The 20267-nt window shown below is 48.5% G+C and carries 12 protein-coding genes; 8 read left to right on the top strand and 4 right to left on the bottom strand.

The window, feature by feature from the left end; translation table 11 throughout:
- The first annotated feature begins 31 nt into the window (after window positions 1-31).
- Window positions 32-1414, top strand: coding sequence for a cytochrome-c peroxidase (locus GOB58_RS10165; protein ID WP_265792558.1), 1383 nt, complete (start codon window positions 32-34; stop codon window positions 1412-1414).
- Window positions 1415-1532: 118 nt separating this feature from the next.
- On the opposite strand, the gene GOB58_RS10160 is transcribed toward GOB58_RS10165, so the two are convergent.
- Window positions 1533-3167, bottom strand: coding sequence for a phospholipase C (locus GOB58_RS10160; RefSeq protein ID WP_173560131.1), 1635 nt, complete (start codon window positions 3165-3167; stop codon window positions 1533-1535).
- Here GOB58_RS10160 and GOB58_RS10155 point away from each other — a divergent pair.
- A complete protein-coding gene (locus GOB58_RS10155; protein WP_173560040.1) occupies window positions 3067-3279 on the top strand; it encodes a hypothetical protein in 213 nt (70 codons plus the stop codon). The two genes, GOB58_RS10160 and GOB58_RS10155, sit on opposite strands and share 101 nt — an antisense overlap.
- Window positions 3280-3547: 268 nt before the next feature.
- Here the strand turns inward: GOB58_RS10155 and GOB58_RS10150 are convergent, their stop codons facing one another.
- From GOB58_RS10150 to GOB58_RS10140, 3 genes are read right to left on the bottom strand one after another with little or no spacing between them, the layout of a single operon-like run.
- On the bottom strand, window positions 3548-4789 hold the full coding sequence (locus tag GOB58_RS10150; protein WP_173560117.1) for an ArsB/NhaD family transporter: 1242 nt from the start codon (window positions 4787-4789) through the stop codon (window positions 3548-3550).
- Between the two features lie 60 nt (window positions 4790-4849).
- The gene (locus GOB58_RS10145; protein WP_173560116.1) at window positions 4850-5686 is read right to left on the bottom strand and encodes a polyphosphate kinase 2 family protein; all 837 of its coding nucleotides are present in this window, start codon (window positions 5684-5686) and stop codon (window positions 4850-4852) included.
- Window positions 5687-5712: 26 nt separating this feature from the next.
- Window positions 5713-8334: a plasma-membrane proton-efflux P-type ATPase gene (locus tag GOB58_RS10140; protein ID WP_173560115.1), complete on the bottom strand. Its 2622-nt coding sequence runs from the start codon at window positions 8332-8334 to the stop codon at window positions 5713-5715.
- Window positions 8335-8979: 645 nt separating this feature from the next.
- On the opposite strand from GOB58_RS10140, the gene GOB58_RS10135 reads away from it, so the two are divergent.
- Genes GOB58_RS10135 through GOB58_RS10110 form a run of 6 tightly spaced genes read left to right on the top strand, consistent with a single transcriptional unit; the run spans window position 8980 to window position 20232 of the window.
- Window positions 8980-10164, top strand: a complete 1185-nt coding sequence (locus tag GOB58_RS10135; protein ID WP_173560114.1) for a nitrate/nitrite transporter — start codon at window positions 8980-8982, stop codon at window positions 10162-10164.
- Window positions 10164-11804, top strand: a complete 1641-nt coding sequence (locus GOB58_RS10130; protein ID WP_173560113.1) for an alginate export family protein — start codon at window positions 10164-10166, stop codon at window positions 11802-11804. Before GOB58_RS10135 ends, GOB58_RS10130 begins: the two co-directional genes overlap by 1 nt.
- A gap of 17 nt (window positions 11805-11821) precedes the next feature.
- On the top strand, window positions 11822-14725 hold the full coding sequence (gene nirB, locus GOB58_RS10125) for a nitrite reductase large subunit NirB (protein ID WP_173560112.1): 2904 nt from the start codon (window positions 11822-11824) through the stop codon (window positions 14723-14725).
- 6 nt (window positions 14726-14731) lie between these two features.
- Complete coding sequence (locus tag GOB58_RS10120) at window positions 14732-18670, top strand: bifunctional nitrate reductase/sulfite reductase flavoprotein subunit alpha (protein WP_173560111.1); 3939 nt, start codon at window positions 14732-14734, stop codon at window positions 18668-18670.
- An 18-nt stretch (window positions 18671-18688) separates the two neighbouring features.
- Entirely contained in the window at window positions 18689-19270 is a 582-nt protein-coding gene (locus GOB58_RS10115) for an ANTAR domain-containing response regulator (protein WP_173560110.1), read from the top strand.
- The gene (locus GOB58_RS10110) at window positions 19267-20232 is read left to right on the top strand and encodes a CmpA/NrtA family ABC transporter substrate-binding protein (RefSeq protein WP_086554666.1); all 966 of its coding nucleotides are present in this window, start codon (window positions 19267-19269) and stop codon (window positions 20230-20232) included. The genes GOB58_RS10115 and GOB58_RS10110 overlap by 4 nt, the downstream gene beginning before the upstream one ends.
- Window positions 20233-20267 lie beyond the last annotated feature (35 nt).

Genomic DNA, 20267 nt, shown 5'->3' with positions numbered 1-20267 from the left:
GAGGCCGGTGTCTCTCATTAAGGCTTAACGTGTGTGGTGTATTGATTTTTTTAAAGCCTCTTTTCGTATAACGGTTCCGGCTCTGGCTTTTACCTTAAGTGGCGTTCCATCTGGCCGGGCTCAGACGGTATCAGTTGCGGCAGTCTGCAACCCTGCATCTGATGGCAGTAACCCTTGTCCTCGCCATATTCGCCTGCATACAGCGTCTTCTTTGTCGGCGATGGCACGGGTAGGGAAGGCAATGTTTTTTGATCAGGCTTTGTCAGGATCAGGACATTTCTCCTGTGCATCCTGTCATGAGCCTTCCCTTCATTATGGGCCAGCTGGTACAGCGCCGGTTTTTCTTGGTGGCAGAAATGCAGACCGGCAGGGACGACGTGAGATACCTGGTCTGACTTATCTTGAACGTCAGCCTCCTTTTAGTATCGGGCCGGATGATGCTGTGGCTGATGATGTCGTGCCTGCTGTTGCTGTGCCAGCTACAGTTACAGCACATGCAGCCAAAAGTGCAGTTAACACAGCCTCGTCAGCGGCTAATCTTGTCCCGCAGGGCGGGCTTTTTCTCGACGGGCGGGCTGATACATTGCTGCAACAGGCGCGCGGACCAATGTTTGATCCTGATGAAATGGCTGCGAATAAAGATCAGGTTATTAAGCGTCTTCAGACAGCAGATTATGCGGCGCCTTTACGTGAACTTGCCGGGGTGCGTGGTCAGAAATCTTCTGATTTTCTGCTTGCTGAAGGGCTGTTTGCACTTGCGCGGTATCAGATTGAAAATCAGGCATTCCACCCTTACTCAAGTAAGTTTGATTTCTGGCTTCAGGGTAAAGCACATTTTACCCCTGAAGAAAGTAAAGGATATGTTTTATTTAATGATCCAGCTAAAGGGAATTGCGCAGCATGCCATGTGGATACAGTAAAAAGAGATGGTTTGCCACCACTTTTTACTGATCATCAGTATGAAGCACTGGCAGCCCCTCGCAATATGGCACTGCAACGTAATAAAAATCCGTCATATTATGACCTGGGTGTTTGTGATCAGAAGCCTGACGGACGCAAAAATCTTGCTCCTTACTGTGGAATGTTTGCGACGCCAACTCTAAGAAATACTTCAACACGACAAACATTTTTTCATAATGGTATTTTTCACTCGCTTGAGGATGTTCTTGATTTTTATGTCCTCAGAGATATTGAACCTCAGCGTTTTTACCCTGAAGATACCCGCGGAAAAGCGCAGTTATATAATGATTTGCCACAGGTCTATAAGAGCAATGTTGATAGAACAGATGCGCCATTTAACCGCAAACCTGGCGATGTACCTGCTTTAAGTCGCTCTGAACGTAAAGCGATTATTGCATTTTTAAAAACATTAACGGATGGATGGTCTGATGAAAATGATAATTATAAAAAATAAAGTTTAAAAAAGGCCTGACTGAAACCATTAGACCTTTTTTGTTCATGAGTTATAAATGGCTTCATGCAGAATAGTTGTAACGTCACAAAAATTTACAGAAATTTAAGGCGGCGCTCCGTTATATTTTTCGATATTTTGTTTTGCTTACTGTATTAGTAACAACCGAACCAGTTTTCGGATCAAGCTGAAGCTGGCCGGAGCGCGCATGTGTAAAATTAAACAGATCATCAATGCTGGCAGCATTTTTATCAAAAGAGCCACTACCCAGACGAGCACCATCGAGCCAGTTATCTTCAATAAAGCGCACGACTGAGGCCTGGGTCACAAGAGTATGACTCACTGTGTTCTGTTTCGTAAAAGGTGAAATAACGATAAAAGGTGTACGCGTGCCAGGACCACAACGGCCATTAACTGGTTTGCCGCTAACACCCACAGGCTGGTTGTCAGTTGTACCACATACACCGCTACCATTGAGCTGGTCAGCTGTTGCATCAAATGAACCATGCTGTGGTTTTGTATACTGGTGGTCGTACCAGCCGTCTGAATCATCATATGCGATAATAATAGCGGTGCTGTTCCATTCAGGCTGCAGCTGAACAAAATTAACCAGTTTTACAACACCTTCTTGCTCATCAAGAGGATTTGAATATCCTGCATGACCATCCTGATAGGCTGGCATCTTAATATATGACACAGCAGGGAAGTTACCGGCATTCAAAGCACTGTAAAAGTCGTTCAGGTCATACTCATGATTGGCGGGTTCAGCAGCTGTCGAATTCAGCATAGTGCTGTAACCTACGGCCTTAATTGAAGACGGGCGGGTATGTTGAGGGTTAGATGTGCTGGCAAAATACTGAAACCAGTTATGATGAGGGATGTAATCAGCTACATCTTGTGAAACAACTTCAGAATATGTCTGGCGCTGACAGCCTGTCGTGCCGTCAGTATTGACCTTTGACAGATCAAAACCGCCCATAAAACCACCCCATGGGATGTTTTTTGTATTGAGCAGATCACCAATATTTTTGGAATTTTCCATCATCACAGTGTATGTGTGAGAGGAGCAGACGTCATAAGCCGGGTCAACGTCATTGATCATGGTGTAGCCACCCTGACCGTCATTAATGATGGCTGATGATGTCTTCGCACCGGCAATAGTGTTAATGCCGTTTGTCTGGCCACTGACAATCTCAAGTGCACCTGGCGTTGACGGACCATACGTGTCTGTATAGCTGTTGTCACTCATCGCAAAGTTCTGAGCGTAATTCCAGTAAGCAGTAACGGTATTACCATCAAAATATCCCAGCACCTGACCTTCTGTACCAAATGCGCCAACACCACCTGATATGCCATTACCTGTATATTTAGGGAACAGATCCATAGCGCCATTATGCGTGGCATTCTGCTCGGCTGTATAAGCGTGATTCTGGTCAGCGGTTGCAGCCTGCGTGCGGTCGAGACGGAATGGGAGACCGGCCCCCGAGCCATTGGCTGTATTCGTGTTCGGGTTCGTATCGAGCAGATGTGCTGTTTGCAGGTTATTTACCTGAGGTGTACCGGATGCAGCTGTAAAAGATGGCTCTCCCGATGGGTTTGTTGCCTTAGGATACGTTGCAAAATAATGGTCGAACGACACGTTTTCCTGGTAAATAATGACCAGATGTTTGATTGGCGTTTTTGTTGCAAAACGCGAGGCCGGCATGTGCCCGGCTCCTGAAGCAGCGATTCCTGCTGCGCTACTCATCGCAGGCATACAGACAAAAAAAGACAAAAAAGCCGAGAATGCGACTTTCGTAGACCTGGCGAACACTGTTACGTCACCTTTCGTGTTTTGCTTTCCGGCTTCGGGTGTTGCAGCACTATAAAAAATACCGTCCCCTGAATATCAGGCAACGGCCACATCTTTAATGTATGCTATGCCCTGACTGACAGAGCATTATATAAACCGGTTGTTCTTTAGCTTGTGTTTACCAGGAGTTGTGTGACTGTTTTGTGAAGAACACATGACAAGAGAAACGGTTTTTTTTGTTCAATCATAAAAAATCAATAAATACGCCTTGTTATTGCAGGTGCGGGAACGATAAATATACTTTTGGATACAGTTTTTCCACGTGTCATTGTTCGTGCATTGTACTACTGAAGAAAAATAATCCAGAGTGCAGCCATTGCCATACAGGCGAGTGAGACCGGAGTGCCTGCCCGCATAAATGTGCCGAATGATATTTTAACACCAAAGCGGGCAGCCTGCTCAACAACGATAATACCTGCCAGGCTACCAAAAATAATCAGGTTGCTGAAAAACCCTGTGCCGAGAGCCAGGGCTGCTCCTATCGCATTGGCATTATGAGCAGATTGTAAAAAGGGCACGAGCAGCATTACTGTTGGGTTATTGCCGATTATATTGCTCAGCCCGGCACTGGTGGCGAATAAGGCCAGAGGGTTGCTCAGGTCGATACCCCAGTTATTGAGTTCATGAAGCAGGTGCTGCGGCAGATGTGTTTTGCTCAGGCCTGCGTTTACAATGAATAAGCCAGAAATAAGCAAAAGCAGATTAGCATCAACCTGTTTAAGGACATCTTTTGAGGAAATTTTGCGGTTAAGAAGCAAAATAGCTGCTGCTGTCAGGGCAACCAGTTCTTTTGACCATACGCCCAGTACAAAGGCGGTAATAACGGCAATAGTGATAAAGGCTGCTTTGCAGGTTTCAGGAACATTAAGCACAACAGCCGTTTCTGATTGCGCAGGTAGCAGCAGTTGTGTTTCAGAGGCGGGTAGTGTCCATTTACCCCGGTAGAGCCATGCCAGGATACCCCACACAATGGGTAAAGACACCAAAGCAGGTAACCCGGCGACGGACAGAAAACCAGTAAAGGATATATTCAGTTCCTGGGCTGCAATCATATTTTGCGGGCTGCCGATTAATGTGCCTGCAGACCCTGTGTTTGCGGCAAAACAAAAACCAAGCAAAAAAGGTACCGGGTTCAGGCCGCGGGTTAACGTAACAGAAACCAGTAGCGGGGTCATGGCAACAACGACAACATCATTTGTTAACACGGCAGAGAGACCGCCTCCTGCAGCAACAAACACAGCGAGCAGAGCAGCAGGGCCAACCGATAAAGTCGCTACTTTTTGAGCAGTCCATGCATAAAAGCCGGATTCCGTGAAAGCGCCAGATACAACCATAAGGCCGAACAGCATGCCAATGGTACGATAATCAACAGCAATCCAGGCCTCTTCAGGGCTGATGCAGCCGGTAGCCATCATAGCCATGGCGCCAATCAGTGCGGCCCCTGTACGGTCTACATTAAAGCCGGGCAGCTTGCCCAGGCCCATAGCAACGTAAACCATCAGAAAGAAAAATAAGGTAGTATCCATTAATACAGGCGCCCTGATTGTAGCATTGCGTGCTCAGGTGAGCACGCAAACATAAGAGAGTTATTCTTTATCTTGTTTGGCTTTATGGTAAAGCTTTCTTATCTCTTCAATATCGACGGTCGGGGCAGGAAGCTGCAGATGCATATCTGTCAGGGTGTCTGCAATGATTTGTGAAATTGCGACATTGCGAAACCATTTGTGGTTAGAGGGGATAACATACCAGGGAGCCTGTTCAGTTGAACATTTGTTAAGCATGTCCTCATAGGCTGCTGTATATTCATCCCAGAAAGCACGTTCTTTATAATCAGCATCACTGATTTTCCACTGGCGGGAAGGGTCATCCAGGCGCTTGCGAAAACGTTTAAGCTGCTCTTCAGGGGTGATATAAAGAAAGAATTTCAGAATTGTGACGTTGTTCGATGAAAGCATTTTTTCAAAGTCATTGATTAATTCATAGCGTTTTGACCAGACCTCTTTGGGCACAAGGTCGTGCACACGCACGACAAGTACATCTTCATAGTGAGAACGGTTAAAAACAATGACCTGACCAAGCCCTGGTGTAAAAGGATGAATACGCCAGAGAAAATCATGTCGTTTTTCGATTTCAGTTGGTTGTTTAAATCCTTTTACAAATGTTCCCTGTGGATTCATTGACTGCATGACATGCCAGCAAACACCGTCTTTGCCTGCAGCGTCAATGCCCTGTAAAACAATAAGTAAAGCGTGCTTTTTTTCTCCATAAAGTTTTTGCTGAAGTTCTCCCATACTATTGCGATTTTTCTCAAGGTCTTTAATTGCATCTTCCTTGGATTTATAATTACCATGAAAAGATGCATCAATATCTTTTAGTTTTAGTGAAGACCCTGGTTTTACAATCAGTTTTTTACGAAGATCCATAACGGGCTACTTTCATAAACAGTGATTTAGCGATGGAGAATATGTGTGGTGAGTTCAGAACTTTTCTTTTCACGGCGCGCATAAATAGCGTTTGTAAGAAGTTTAATGCCGTCAAGGATGACCATCCAGATCAGAACATAAATCCAGACAATTACAACCATCTGCCATGGAAGAGCAGGAACAAGAATGCCAAAAAGGCAGAGTAAAACTGCAACAATCTGTGTGCCGGTAACAGCTAATAAAAGCGGCAGACTTGGGTAGGGAGGACGAAAAAGCGTACCCTTGGTGCGCACGACAAACAGGAGGAGATGTCCGCCAGCGGCCAGCTGAAGGAAGATCATTGTCTGCAGCAGCAGAGGATTAAGCGGGATAAACGACATCAGAGCAGGCGTATGCATCCACCATATGCCGATAAGAAGTAAACCAAAACTCTGAGCCAGAGCGGCAATACCCATGACGGATGAAAAGGAGATAATCCGGTGCATATTCCATCGTACCGGTAACGGGCTGGCTTTAACGTGATCGTAAGCGATTGTCATAATCGGGATATCATCAAGGAGAGCCAGCACCACGATCATAATGGCTGTAAGAGGCTGAAAACCAAATGCAAGGTAGGCAATAACGACCAGGAACATAATGTCGATTGTCATTGCTATACGGTAGTAAACATAAGATGTAATACGCTCGAAAATAGCGCGTGCCTCGACAATGGCATTAACAATAGTTGATAGCCCAGGAGCGGTTAACACCAGAGCCGCAGCAGAGCGGGCGGCATCAGTTGCGCCACTAACAGCAACGCCACAGTCAGCCTGTTTGAGAGCCGGGGCATCGTTTACACCGTCACCTGTCATAGCAACAATGTGCCCCAGCTCCTGCAGTGCTTTGACAATTTCAAATTTATGTTCAGGGAAGACCCGACCAAAACCATCTGCGTTTTCAACAGCATGCGCAACATCTAATGGAATTTTATCAGGATCAGTGCCTTTTGCAAAAATGTCTGTTGCTTTTATCAAATGTTCACCAAGGCCGAGCTGATGTGAGATTTCAGCACCAATGGCAACATCATCACCTGTTACCATTTTAACTGACAGACCAAGCTGTTTTGACTTAGCTATGGTCTGTGCTGCATCAGGGCGGGGTGGGTCAAGCATTGGTAGCAGCCCTGACAGCTGCCATGTTTTTCCGGCATCTTTTGATGTGGCTACACCCAGTGCACGGGTACCATGGCTTGCCAGCTCTGCAACTTTTCCAAAATAGGCCGTATCCTGTTCGTCTGTTGCATCTTCACTAATCCCGCACAGCCTGGCAATAACCTGAGGCGCACCCTTGGCATAGTGTATTGTCTGATCATCAGGCCCCTGAACAATACCGACCGTTTTTTTATTAACCGGGTCGAAAGGCACAAAGTCAGTTTGTTTGTAGCCGTTTAATGCATCGGCTGAAGGCAGAGCTTTCAGAATAGCCTGGTCAATAGCATCTGTGCTGTTGTTCTGTGTGGCCAGAGCAGCTGCGATGATCAGAGAATCTGGCTGAGCAGAACCAAAGGGAATAGGTGCCTGAAGCGTCAGTTTGTTTTGAGTCAGAGTGCCCGTTTTGTCGGAGCACAGGACATCAACCCCAGCGAGTTCTTCAATGGCAGAAAGACGTGAAACAATGGCTTTTTGCCGCGAAAGTGCCAGTGCTCCCAGAGCCATTGTGACAGACATAACCGCGGGCATGGCGACTGGCACTGAAGCTACCAGTAGTACCAGTACGAACTGAGCAATGGCTCCTGCTTCGCTCCAGTGCCAGCCAGTACCACTGGCCAGATCGTGGCATAGTCGGGCACCGACCAGAATAAGAGCAAGTGCCGCTGCAAGCAGAATAAGAAAATCGCCAATGCGCAGAACAGCTTGCTCTGCATGCGATTTGCTGCCTGCTGAAGCAACCAGACGGGCTGTACGACCAAAAAAAGTGTTATTGCCTGTTGCTGTAATAATACCACTCATGCTGCCCTGACGAGCAATTGAGCCCGAATAAGCGCTGTCGCCTTCTTTCTTGGAAACAGGGAGAGACTCACCGGTCAGAGCAGCCTGATCAACTGACAGATAAGCGCCGTTAGTGAGCAGCAGATCAGCCGGAATAATTTCCCCTGCGTTGACTTTTACCAGATCTCCAGGGACAAGATCAGCCGCGTCAACTGTAATCCATTCTCCGCCCCGGCAGACTGATGCTTTAAGAGCAAGCCCTTTTTTCAGAGCAGCAAGAGCGTTGGCGGCTTTGTTATCCTGCCAGAAACCAACTGACGCATTGTAGATCAGCAAACCGGCAATAACAAAAAAATCAGGCCAGTCATGGCGGAAAAAAGAAATCACAACTGCAATTTCAATCATCCACGGGATAGGCCCCCAGAAGTAGCTTAGCAGCTTTTTCCAGCGGCTTTCTTCATGTGCCTGAATGACGTTAGGGCCGTCTGTCGCAAGGCGTTGTTTTGCTTCATCCGCAGTTAGTCCCTGCGGTGTACTTTTCATTTCAATGATTTTTTGTGTGATACCGGCAGCATCGAGAGGCATGGCCTTTCCGCCAGTAGCTTTTCCGGTTGTTGTTGTTTGTGACGAAGGTGAAATGGGAGGGGTATCAGAAGCTGTAGCGGCAGAAGGGGAAGACATCACTAGCTCCGTTCTGTAGGTGCAAAAACAGTCTGCTCTTGCAAGGGGATAAATATTAGGAGTGAGAGGCCTGATTATGTCAATATAAATTAAACAAAATATTTATACTTTTTATTGTCATGCATTAATAATAACTTATATTGAGTAATTTTTTATTTTTATAAATACTAATAAAATAAATTATAGAATAATATTGATATTTTGCGCAAAAAATATGGTGTACACAGCTCGAAGGAAAATATTCATGACCCTGCCTTGTTTGTTGCAGCATCGTTTTCCTGGTGAGGTTAGCGATCGCGGCAGAGCTGCTGTGACGTATCTGTTTTTATAAGACGTCCTTTCACTCATGTTAAAATATCATACCAGAAAATCACGAGGCAAAACACTTCGGTGGGTTCCCGCTTTTATGGGATTTTGTTAGGTAGCGCGACCAGAGCGGAGTGGTTTGATTACATTAAAATCATTTTGATTTCGAATTATTATGATTGTATAATGTTCTCAGATTAAACCTTTTCGTCAGTGCGGGCGAAAATGACCTGTGCCTTTCGGGGCTGAAGTGCGACACAGAGCGGATCAACGGCGGTTCGCTGGCCCTTAAGGGCGATGGCTTTTGCATGAATGTGTAAGTCATCAGAGAGACGTTCTGTGGACAAAGGGTTCCTGAAAGCCGGCCATGCGCCGACTCTTATCGCAGCATTTCTGTATTTCGATGTTTCATTTATGGTCTGGGTTTTGCTGGGCCCGCTGGGTATCTCGATAGCGCATGACCTGCATCTCAATGCCGGAGAGAAGGGATTCCTGGTTGCGACCCCTGTTCTTGCCGGGGCGGCTTTACGTGTTTTTGCCGGGGCGCTGGTCGATGTTTTCGGGCCGCGTCGTGTCGCTATTGGTGCGCAGCTTTGTGTTATTTTTGGTCTTGCCCTGACCTGGTTTCTTGCTCCTCACAGTTATGGTGGTATGTTTTGGGTTGCGCTTGTTCTGGGTGTTGCCGGGGCATCTTTTGCTATAGCTCTGCCGTTAGCGTCTGCGTGGTATCCCCCTCGTTATCAGGGTACTGCTTTGGGTATTGCCGGTGCAGGTAACTCAGGTACAGCACTCGCTTCCTTATTTGCTCCAGGTCTTGCCGCTGTGATGGGGTGGCTTAATGTTCTGGGGCTGGCAACACTTCCTCTTATTATTGTACTGATTTTGTTTGTGTGCCTGGCACGCGAGCCTGCAAGACGGCCATCGGGCCCCTCTCTTGCATCATGGGGAAACACATTAAAATCTCGCAGTTGCTGGCTCCTGATGTTTTTCTATAGCGTCACATTCGGTGGTTTTGTGGGGCTGGCATCGTTTCTCACCATTTATTTTAATGATCAGTATCATCTTCCTCCTGCCATTGCCGGAGCCTGTACGGCTTTTGTCGTGTTTAGCGGATCATTTATCCGGCCGGTTGGCGGTGCAATGGCAGATCGCATGGGTGGCACAAAAGCGCTTATGTTACTTTACGCTGTTGCAGGCTTTATTTTTGCCAGCATTGCTGCGGGCCTGCCTTCGGTTTATCTGGCTTTTGCTGCATTTTTTGCAGGTATGCTTGCTCTTGGTCTGGGCAATGGTGCTGTCTTTCAGCTTGTCCCTGTGCGTTTTCCTGCCCAGGTTGGTATTTTGACCGGTCTTGTTGGTATGGCCGGTGGTGTTGGCGGGTTTTACCTTGCTTCCTCACTGGGGGCAGCTCGTCAGTTTGCCGGTTCATATGGGCCAGGCTTTTTTGTTTTTTCACTTTTGTGCTTTGTCGCCTGTATCTGCGTTACGTTCTGTCATCGTAAATGGACCGGAGGGATTGTATAATGCACTCTCTCACCCGCTTTGCACGTCAGGGAAGCTGCGGTCTCATTGCTTCCCTTATGCTTAATAACGCATGTGCTCTGGCAAATGCGCCGAGAGCGGTAAAAATTCCTCCACAGCCGGTTGTGCCTGTTCCTGTTCTGCCGTTGCCCAATAAAAAAGCTATCATAAGCGGGGCGCTTTATCATCCTGACTGGGGTGTATTTAATACAGGCAATAATGCGGCTTCAGGTTTTGGTGTCACCGGTGGTTATGGCCAGGCCCGCTGGGCTGAGGACTGGAGCGCTCTGGCCCGGACTTCTCCCGCCGTTCGTCAGAAAGACTGGTTTAATCGTCTTAAATATATTCGGCTGAATAATAACGGGAGTATCTGGCTCAGCCTGAGTGGTGAAAACCGTTTGCGCTATATTTTCGAAAATCAGCCTCAGATGGGTTATGCCGGTAAAACTAATGCTAGCAGGGTGCTCTTACGTAACCAGTATGGCGCAGACCTGCATCTTGGTGAGCATGTGCGTGCTTATGCTGAGTTTATTTATGGTGTTGCCGGCGGGTCAAATACCTATGGCTATCAGCTTGGCACCGAGCGGGAGAGTCTTGATCTTCAGCAGGGTATTCTTGAAGTTAAAGGGCGCCTGCTTGGTGCTCGTATGGGGGTTATAGGCGGGCGGCAGCTGTTTCTTGATGCACCTGTCTCTATGCAGTCACCCCGTGACCTGACAAATGTGCAGGAGACATGGGATGGCTTTCGTGGCTATGCAATATGGAAACGTTTCAGATTAGATGTTTTTGACTTTTTGCAAACCAATAAACTGCCGCAAAAAGTGTTTGCTGATGGCACAAATTACAATGCCCGTCTGTATGGTGCCTATACATCAACAGCACTGCCTTCATTTGAGTTTATGGGGCAAAAAAGCCAGATGTTTGCTGATGTATTTTTCCTTGGCTATTTATATAGCGGTGCAGCAGCATCTATTCCGACAGCTTCACCTGGTGGTTTGCAAAAAGGTTCATCACGCCGGGATAATATTGGTGTGCGTCTGTGGGGGAATGCCGGCCCGTTTAGCACCAGTCTGACAGGTGTCTTTCAGGGGGGGCAGTTTCGTCCTGCACAGAACAGCCTGCATACCCGTTCGGTTCGTGCTTATGCGGTTAACGCTACAATTACATATAACCGGCCAGACTGGGTTGGTAAGCCAGGCTTTGGTATACAGGCCGATATTTTTTCAGGTGGGTCAGACAGTAAACAGAGCGGTTCTGTCGGCACTTTTGCGACACCATATGTGCCTTTGCCCTATTATAATGACCTTTCTCTCTCTCTGACATCGCAAAATCTTATTGGTGTTGGTCCGGTTGCTAATCTTGCGATAAGACCTGATATGCAAATAAAATTTCATGTTCCGGTTTTCTGGCGTGCTAACACGCAGGATGCTGTTTATGGCGGCAATGGTAAAATCTACAGCTGGCGAAATAACCTGCATGGAGGGTTTACCGGTGTTATGCCCTACACACAGTTTTCCTGGAATTTTGCCCCTCACTGGGCATGGACTCATGATATTGAAGGGATACTTCTCTCACACGGGATGCGGGATGCCGGTGCCAGAGAGGGAGTACTTTATATGCAAACCCTCGAATTTAAATTTTAATGGCGGGAGGCACGCCCATGACCCAGAAAAAAAACCTTATTATTGTTGGTAATGGCATGGTGGGCCACTACTGTGCAGAACAGCTTGTTATGCATGGTCTGCACGAGCAGTATGATGTTCATATTTTTGGTGAAGAACGTCATCAGGCTTATGATCGTGTTCACCTGACAGAGTATATGACAGGGCAGGATGCTCTGGCGCTGAGGTTGCATCAGGAGGATTTTCACGATGCACATGGCATCACGCTTCACCTGAATGACAGGGTGACTCATATCAACCGTGATGAGAAAATTATTGTTACAGAGAGCATGCAGCTCCCTTACAGCACACTTATTCTTGCCACAGGTGCGCTGCCTTTTGTACCGCCTGTTCCGGGTAATACCGGCACGGCTGGTCTTGTATACCGCACACTGGAAGATCTGGATCTTATCCGTGATTCTGCCAGTAATGTTCAGCATGGCACTGTCATTGGCGGAGGGCTGTTAGGGCTTGAGGCTGCGAATGCCCTTAAAGTGTTAGGGCTTAATGTCAGTGTTATTCAGCTGGCCTCTCACCTGATGCCTGCTCAGCTTGATGAAGAGGGCGGACGTGCTTTAAAGCATCGTATTGAGGCCCTGGGTATAGATGTGCGTGTTCAGCACCAGACGCAGGAAATTGTTGCGGGTACAACGCATCGGCACAAACTTATTTTTGCAGATAACACGTCACTTGAAACTGACCTTGTCGTTTTTTCAGCTGGTATCAAACCACAGGATAATCTTGCCCGTACCTGCGGGCTTGCTATCGGGCAGCGTGGTGGCATTGTTATCGATAATCACTGCCGTACGTCAGATCCTGATATTTTTGCTGTTGGTGAGTGTGCGCTGTGGGAGGGAAAGATTTTTGGTCTGGTCGCTCCAGGCTATACCATGGCGCGTGTGGTCAGTGCATTACTTGCTGGTGATACCGAGGCTGCTTTTACCGGTGCTGACATGTCAACGAAGCTTAAGCTACAAGGCGTTGATGTCGGTTCTGTAGGTGATGCACATGGCCTTGAGCCTGGTTCCACCAGCTATCGTTTTATTGGTGAGGCCGATGGCTCATATCGTCGCCTTGTGCTTTCAGCTGATGGTAAGCGCATCACCGGTGCCGTGCTGGTCGGTGACAACTCGTATTATGATACGATTTTTCAGTATGTGCAGAACAGGATTGCACCACCGGCTGACCCGGCGACCCTTATACTGCCGCGGGGGGAGGGGGCAGCTTTACTGGGCGCTGATGCCCTGCCTGAAACGGCAACAATCTGCTCTTGTCACAATGTGACAAAGGGGGCCATCAGCGCTGCTGTCGGGCAGGGCTGTACAGATCTTTCAGCGCTGAAAAATGAGACAAAAGCCGGCACAGGTTGTGGCGGTTGTGCCGCCTTGCTGAAAAACGTGTTTGAGACTGAACTGAGTGCTCGTGGGATCACGGTTGACCGGAGTTTGTGTGAACATTTTTCGTACACCCGGCAGGAGCTTTATTCTCTTGTCAGGGTGCATGGCATCCGTAGTTTTGAAGAGCTTATGGCGCAGTACGGTAACGGAGGGCTTGGTTGTGATATCTGCAAGCCAGTAGTCGGTTCTGTTCTGGCTTCAGCCTGGAATAAACCTATTACCGACCCGTTATATATCCCCCTTCAGGATACGAACGATACTTTTATGGGGAATATGCAAAAAAACGGGACCTACTCTGTGGTGCCTCGTATTGCAGGCGGAGAAATTACACCTGATAAGCTGATTATTCTGGGGCAGGTGGCTAAAAAATATAATCTGTATACTAAAATAACAGGTGGTCAGCGTGTAGATCTGTTTGGTGCACAATTACACCAGCTTCCCGCAATATGGGCAGAGCTTCTTGATGCAGGTTTTGAAACCGGCCACGCATACGGAAAATCAACCCGCACTGTTAAGTCATGCGTAGGCAGCACATGGTGTCGTTATGGTGTTCAGGATAGTGTTGGTAAAGCGCTCGATTTGGAAAATCGCTATAAAGGTCTGCGCTCCCCTCATAAACTGAAATTTGCAGTCTCTGGTTGTACGCGCGAGTGTGCAGAGGCCCAGAGTAAAGACGTTGGCATTATCGCCACGGAAAATGGCTGGAACTTTTTTGTGTGTGGTAATGGTGGCATGCGGCCACGCCATGCAGAGCTTTTCGCCACAGATCTCGATTCAGAAACGCTGGTCAAATATATTGATCGTTTCCTGATGTTTTATATACGCACAGCAGATAAACTGCAGCGGACATCTGTCTGGCGTGAAGGGCTGGAAGGCGGTCTGGAATATCTGAAAGATGTTATCATTCACGATAGCCTCGGTATCTGTGAAGAGCTTGAACAGCAAATGCAGCATGTCGTGGACACATATCACTGTGAATGGAAAGATGCGCTTACAGATCAGGAAAAACTGAAACGCTTCCGTACATTTGTAAATGATAGTCGCCCGGACCCCAACATTCGTACTGTGCCTGAGCGCGATCAGGTTAAACCTGCTGACAATCAGCCTGAGCAGTCATTGACAGCAGGCCCGGCGGAGTGGACAGACCTTTGCGCTCGGGAGGACCTGGTTGCACGTTCCGGGGTGGTTGCTTTATATAACGATATACAGGTTGCTTTGTTCTATCTGCCCGATGCCTATGGGGAAGGGCAGGTATTTGCTGTTGATAATCATGATCCGTTTTCCCACGCTAATGTGCTGGGGCGTGGACTGATGGGAGACCTGAACGGAGAACCCGTTGTGGCTTCCCCTCTTTATAAACAGCATTTCCGTCTGACAGACGGGGCATGTCTTGAAGATGTTACAAAATCTATCCGGGCGTGGGATGCGCGGATCCACCATGGCCGTGTAGAAATTCGTGCACTTAGTACGGCGGGTGCTGTCCCGACAGAAACGTTGATGGCGTAATTCTGTATGACGTGCCGCGAAGTCCGTTCTGTTTGTCCTTATTGCGGTGTCGGATGCGGCATCGTGATGGAGGTTAAAGATCAGAAAATTGTCCGGGTGAAAGGTGATGCTTCTCATCCGGTTAATAAAGGACGTCTGTGCACTAAAGGTAGTACATGTCATGAGCCGGTGACATCTTCAGCGCGCCTCGATACAGCACTTATTCGCTCAGAGCGTGCAGTGTCGCCCGTGCCCGTATCACTTGATGCGGCTATTGAGACAACGGCCAAGCGTTTACGTTCTGTTCTTGAAACGCATGGGCCTGATGCCATTGCTCTTTATGTTTCGGGTCAGATGTCGCTTGAGGCGCAGTATCTGGCGAATAAACTGGTCAAAGGTTATTTGCGCACACGCCATATCGAATCAAACTCACGTCTGTGCATGGCAGCTGCTGGTACAGGCTATAAATTGTCTCTTGGTGCTGATGCACCGCCTGGATCGTATGAAGATTTTGACTGCAGTAATCTGTTTTTCGTCATTGGTGCGAATATGGCAGACTGTCATCCGATCCTGTTTTTGCGTCTAATGGACCGTAAACGTGCATCAGGTGCGAAACTTATTGTTGTGGACCCACGTCGTACGGCGACGGCTGATAAAGCAGATCTGTTTTTACAGATACGCCCGGGCACAGATCTGGCATTGCTCAATTGCCTGCTTCTGCTGCTGATTGAGCTGAACGCTATTGATGAAAAATTTATAGAGGCTTCTACCCGCGGCTGGGGGGATATGCCTGCATTCCTCGCTGATTATACACCTGATCGTGTTTCTGCTCTGACAGGTCTCTCGGAAAACGATATACGGACAGCTGCACGCTGGATTGCTGAAGCGAAAGACTGGATGTCTCTGTGGACTATGGGTTTAAACCAAAGTGTATCGGGGGCGTGGCACACTAACGCATTATGCAACCTGCATCTGGCTACAGGTGCTATCTGCAGGCCCGGCAGCGGCCCGTTTTCGCTTACCGGCCAGCCAAATGCGATGGGCGGGCGTGAAATGGGGTATATGGGGCCGGGGTTGCCTGGGCAGCGCACGACTCTCTCAGAAACAGACAGATCTTTCTGTGAGGAGCAGTGGAAACTGCCACCGGGCACGATCCGTAGCAGCGGAAGTGATGGCGCCATTGCGATGTTCAGAGATATGGCAGAGGGGGCAATTAAAGCCTGCTGGATCATCTGCACGAACCCGGTTGCTACTGTTCCCCGCCGCGGTAAAGTAAGAGACGCTCTTGAAGCTGCAGAGCTGGTTATAGTGCAGGATGCTTATGCAGATGCCGAAACCGGCCGTTATGCTGACATCCTGCTTCCCGGTGCTTTATGGGCGGAGGGCGATGGCGTGCAGGTCAGCTCTGACCGTACCATGACACTGGCTCGTCAGGCTGTGGCGCCACCCGGAGAGGCCCTGCCGGACTGGCAGATTATTGCCAGAGTTGCATGTGCCATGGGGTTTAGCGAGGGTTTCTCCTTTGCGTCTTCGGCTGAGATATTTGCCGAAGCTGGTCAGTTTACAAACTCACTGACAGGTTACGATATTTCGGGAGTAAGTCATTCCCGTCTGCAAACAGGCCCTGTTCAATGGCCTGCGGCAGAGGGTGATCTCTCCACAAGGCATCCTGTTCGTTATCGTCCTGATATGCAGGCCCCCCCTGTTTTTGCACATTCTGATGGTAAAGCTGTGTTTTTGCCACGCCCATGGATGGCGCAGGAAGAACAGCCTGATGAACATTATCCTTTTTTGCTGAATACCGGCCGTCTGCAACACCAGTGGCATACTCTGACCAAAACGGGTCGGGTCATGCAGCTCAATAAACTTAATTCTGGCCCGTTTATTGAAATTTCTCCTGACGATGCAAAACACACAGGTATTTCAGACAAGGATCTTGTAGAGATACGCTCCGTGCGGGGAAGAGCCATATTGCCTGCGCATATTTCATCACGCGTGGCGCCAGGGACCTGTTTTGCACCTTTTCACTGGAATGACCGGTTTGGTGAACAGCTCTGCATCAATGAGGTCACTTCTGATGCGGTTGATCCGCTTTCGTTGCAGCCAGGCATTAAACACTGTGCCGTATCGCTTACTTTAATCGGAACTGCTTCCTCTGTGACACAGGAGAGAACTGACATTATGCCAGCCGATTTTCTTGCTCAGCATCTGAACCTGACAGCATTTAAAAAACCAGAATTTTCGGGCGGGAGTGTCGGCTGGATAAACGGCTTTCTGGAGGGGTTACGGCTTACGCCGCCAGAGAATACAGTGCCGGTTATTCCACCTTCTGCTCCGTTATCGTCTGAGCAGGTGTCTTACCTTAACGGGTTGCTGACCTCACTTTATTCACGTTTGCCAGCTGTGGCTCCGCGTAATGATAGTCAGCCTGCCTCTTCACGACCGGCGCTTACACTCTGGTGGGCTTCTCAGACAGGGAGAGCTGAAATACTGGCGACACAGCTCAGATCCTGGCTGAGTGAAAATGGGTATGACGTGAGGCTTGCTGGTCTGGAGGGGTGTTCTCCCGACGATCTGACAGGGACAGCTCTTTTTGTAGTCTCTACCTTTGGTGACGGCGAGGCACCTGACAGTGCAGTTCCTTTCTGGAACATGCTGCAGCAGCATAACACCCCACTGACGACACTACGTTATGCAGTCCTGGCATTGGGGGATTCTGCTTATGCCAGTTTTTGTGGTTTCGGGCGTTTACTGGACAAGCAGCTTAGCTCTCTTGGCGCATTTAGTTTGCTTGAGCGTGCAGAGTGTGAGCCTGATTATGACGACGTGGTAGAGACCTGGCAGCCTCAGTTACTCAAAGCACTGGGGGATGAGGGTAAGGGCACCGACACAAAGCCGTTAATGAAACAGCCGCTATGTGTATCTGAGGGGATAACCCGCGATACACCCGTAACTGCACGCCTGGTTAAAGTTACACATCTGAGCGGTGAAGAGGGCGGGAAAGAAACATGCCATGTTGAGCTGGATATATCCGGCACTGGTTTAAACTATACTACAGGTGATGCACTTGGGGTCTGGCCACTGAATAATGAAGCCATTGTGCAGAAAGTGCTTAAAGCCCTTCAGCTTGCTGAAAACACTATGCTCACACTGCGTCATAAAGGGGCCGTGTCTCTGGGTGACGCCCTGCGCCGGTGGTTTGATCTTTCTCGTCCGGCACCGGCGTTGCTGAAAAAGCTGGGGTTAACGGAAAGCGGATATTTGCCTGACCTGATAAGCACTTTGACGGTGCCACCCTCAGAGCAGGAGATACCAGGGCTTTTCAGGCGCATGCAACCACGCCTTTACTCGGTGTCTTCATCATCGCGTCTGCATCCGGAGCGGGTTCACCTGACGGTTGGTGTAAATTATACGCCGTTTCCTGGTGTCTCCTCCACATGGCTGACCCGCCTTAAAAGTGGTGAGGGAGTTTCAGTTTTTATACAGCCATCCTCGCATTTTCGCCTGCCGGAGGATGATAGTCTGCCGGTAATTATGCTTGGACCAGGAACCGGGATTGCACCATTCCGCGCGTTTTTACAGGAGCGTGCTGCCCGGCAGGCAACAGGGCCTGCCTGGCTCTTTTTTGGTGAACGTCATGAAAAAAATGGGTTTTATTATCGCTCAGAGCTGGAGGATTTTATGGCTCAGGGGTATCTGACCCGTCTTGATACAGCTTTCTCTCGTGATCAGGATGAACGTATTTATGTGCAGGACCGTATGAACGAACACAGTTTTGCCATGTGGGAGTGGATTAATCAGGGTGCCTGCCTTTATGTCTGTGGTGATGCTGCAAGAATGGCACGTGATGTTGATGATACTCTGAAACAGATTGTCAGCCGTCATGGCGCGATGAGCATTGAACAGGCCGGGGAGTTTCTGGCAGAGCTGGCACGCAGCGGCCGCTATCTGCGTGATGTATACTAAACAGAAAGACAACGGGTGATGAAGGTCCTTCTGGCAGATGAAAATTCCCACAGAGCAGGGGCCCTGGCAAGCCTGCTCGAAGCCGACAACACTCTGGATGTTGTTATGCTTCACCCGGGCACCAGCCTTATTGATGCTGTACGCATACATATACCTGATATTGTTCTGGTAGATATAAGCCGCTCTGATCGTGATGCGCTTGATAGTGTAAGAGCACTTTCTGCCTCTGGCCTTGAGCGGCCTGTTGCCCTGTTTATTGATGAGGATGACGAGAGTCTGATGGAAGATGCGTTTGCGGCTGGCGTCTGCTCATACAATGTACTGAATACACCGGTAAAAGATGTAAAACCTTTGCTGCGTTCTGCAATTGCACTGTATCGCCGCTTTCGGCAAACCAGTGCAGAACTACAGGCCGCCAGAAAAACATTGTCTGACCGTGAAGCGACAGATCGGGCAAAGCTGCTTTTTATGAAAAATGAATGCTGTAAAGAAGATGAAGCTTACCGCTGGTTTCGTAAGCAGGCTATGGAAAAATCACGGAAAATAGCTGATATCGCTAAAGATTATCTTGCCCGACATGACAGGAGTACACCAGTATGAGCTCATTATGCCGTATTGGCGTTTTACAACTGGCTGATAGCGCCCCCGTGCTGGTGGCGCACGCACGCGATATTTTTTCCCGTTATGGTCTGAATATTCAGCCTGTTGTTATGCCCTCATGGGCTAACGTTGCTGATGGTCTTGTCTGGAATGGCCTTGATGGGGCACTTATGTTTCCGCCACTGGCTATAATGACAGCGCTTGGGCAGCGGGGGAGGGCTATTGGTTTGCGCCCTGGTCTGCCTGTCAGCAGGGGAGGGAATAGTATTGTTCTGCGTGGGCAGGCTGCGGCACAGAGTGCGTGGATTTCGGAACCAGACAAAAAGAAAGCGTTTCATACCTGGCAGAGTTCTCTTAACCGTAAGCCGCGTCTTGCTGTTGTTCACCTTTATTCGACACATTACCTTATTCTGACACGATTTCTCAAAAAAATTTCCGTCTGCCGTAATACGGAAACAGACATTGTGGTTATGCCTCCCGCTCGTATGATTGAGGCTCTTCTGGGAGGAGAAATTGACGGGTTTTGTGCCGGCCCACCCTGGGGCGCAGATGCCCAGCTCCGTCACCTTGCCTTTGCTGTATCAGGCTCAGCAGCTACTGTGCCAGATCATCTGGAGAAGATGCTCATTTTAACAGATCAGTGGAAAATGAGATATCCGGATGAAACAAAACGTCTTTATTCAGCACTTTCCGAAGCGGCAATCTTATGCAATCAGTCAGAGAATTCAGCTTCAGTGGCAGCATTACTGAGTGCTAAGCAGGAGAATAATGGTTTAAATTTGCCCGAAAAAGCTGTGCGTTCTGTTTTGTCTGATGGAAAAAATATTACAGAAACAATGTCTTTTAATACGCATATCCAAACACCAGAGCTTTCGTTCGGGTGGATGATCCGGGATATGTTGCGTGAGGGCTGGTTAACACCGGATGATCTGACCAAGTTATCTGCTCTGGGCTGGTGTTAGTTGTTTAGCTCCTGAATATACTTCCTGAGTAAAGG

The organism is Acetobacter thailandicus (assembly GCF_011516655.1).
GTDB lineage: Bacteria > Pseudomonadota > Alphaproteobacteria > Acetobacterales > Acetobacteraceae > Acetobacter > Acetobacter thailandicus.
The sequence above is the reverse complement of the archived record's forward strand: the minus strand, read 5'-3'. Positions and strand labels throughout refer to the sequence as shown.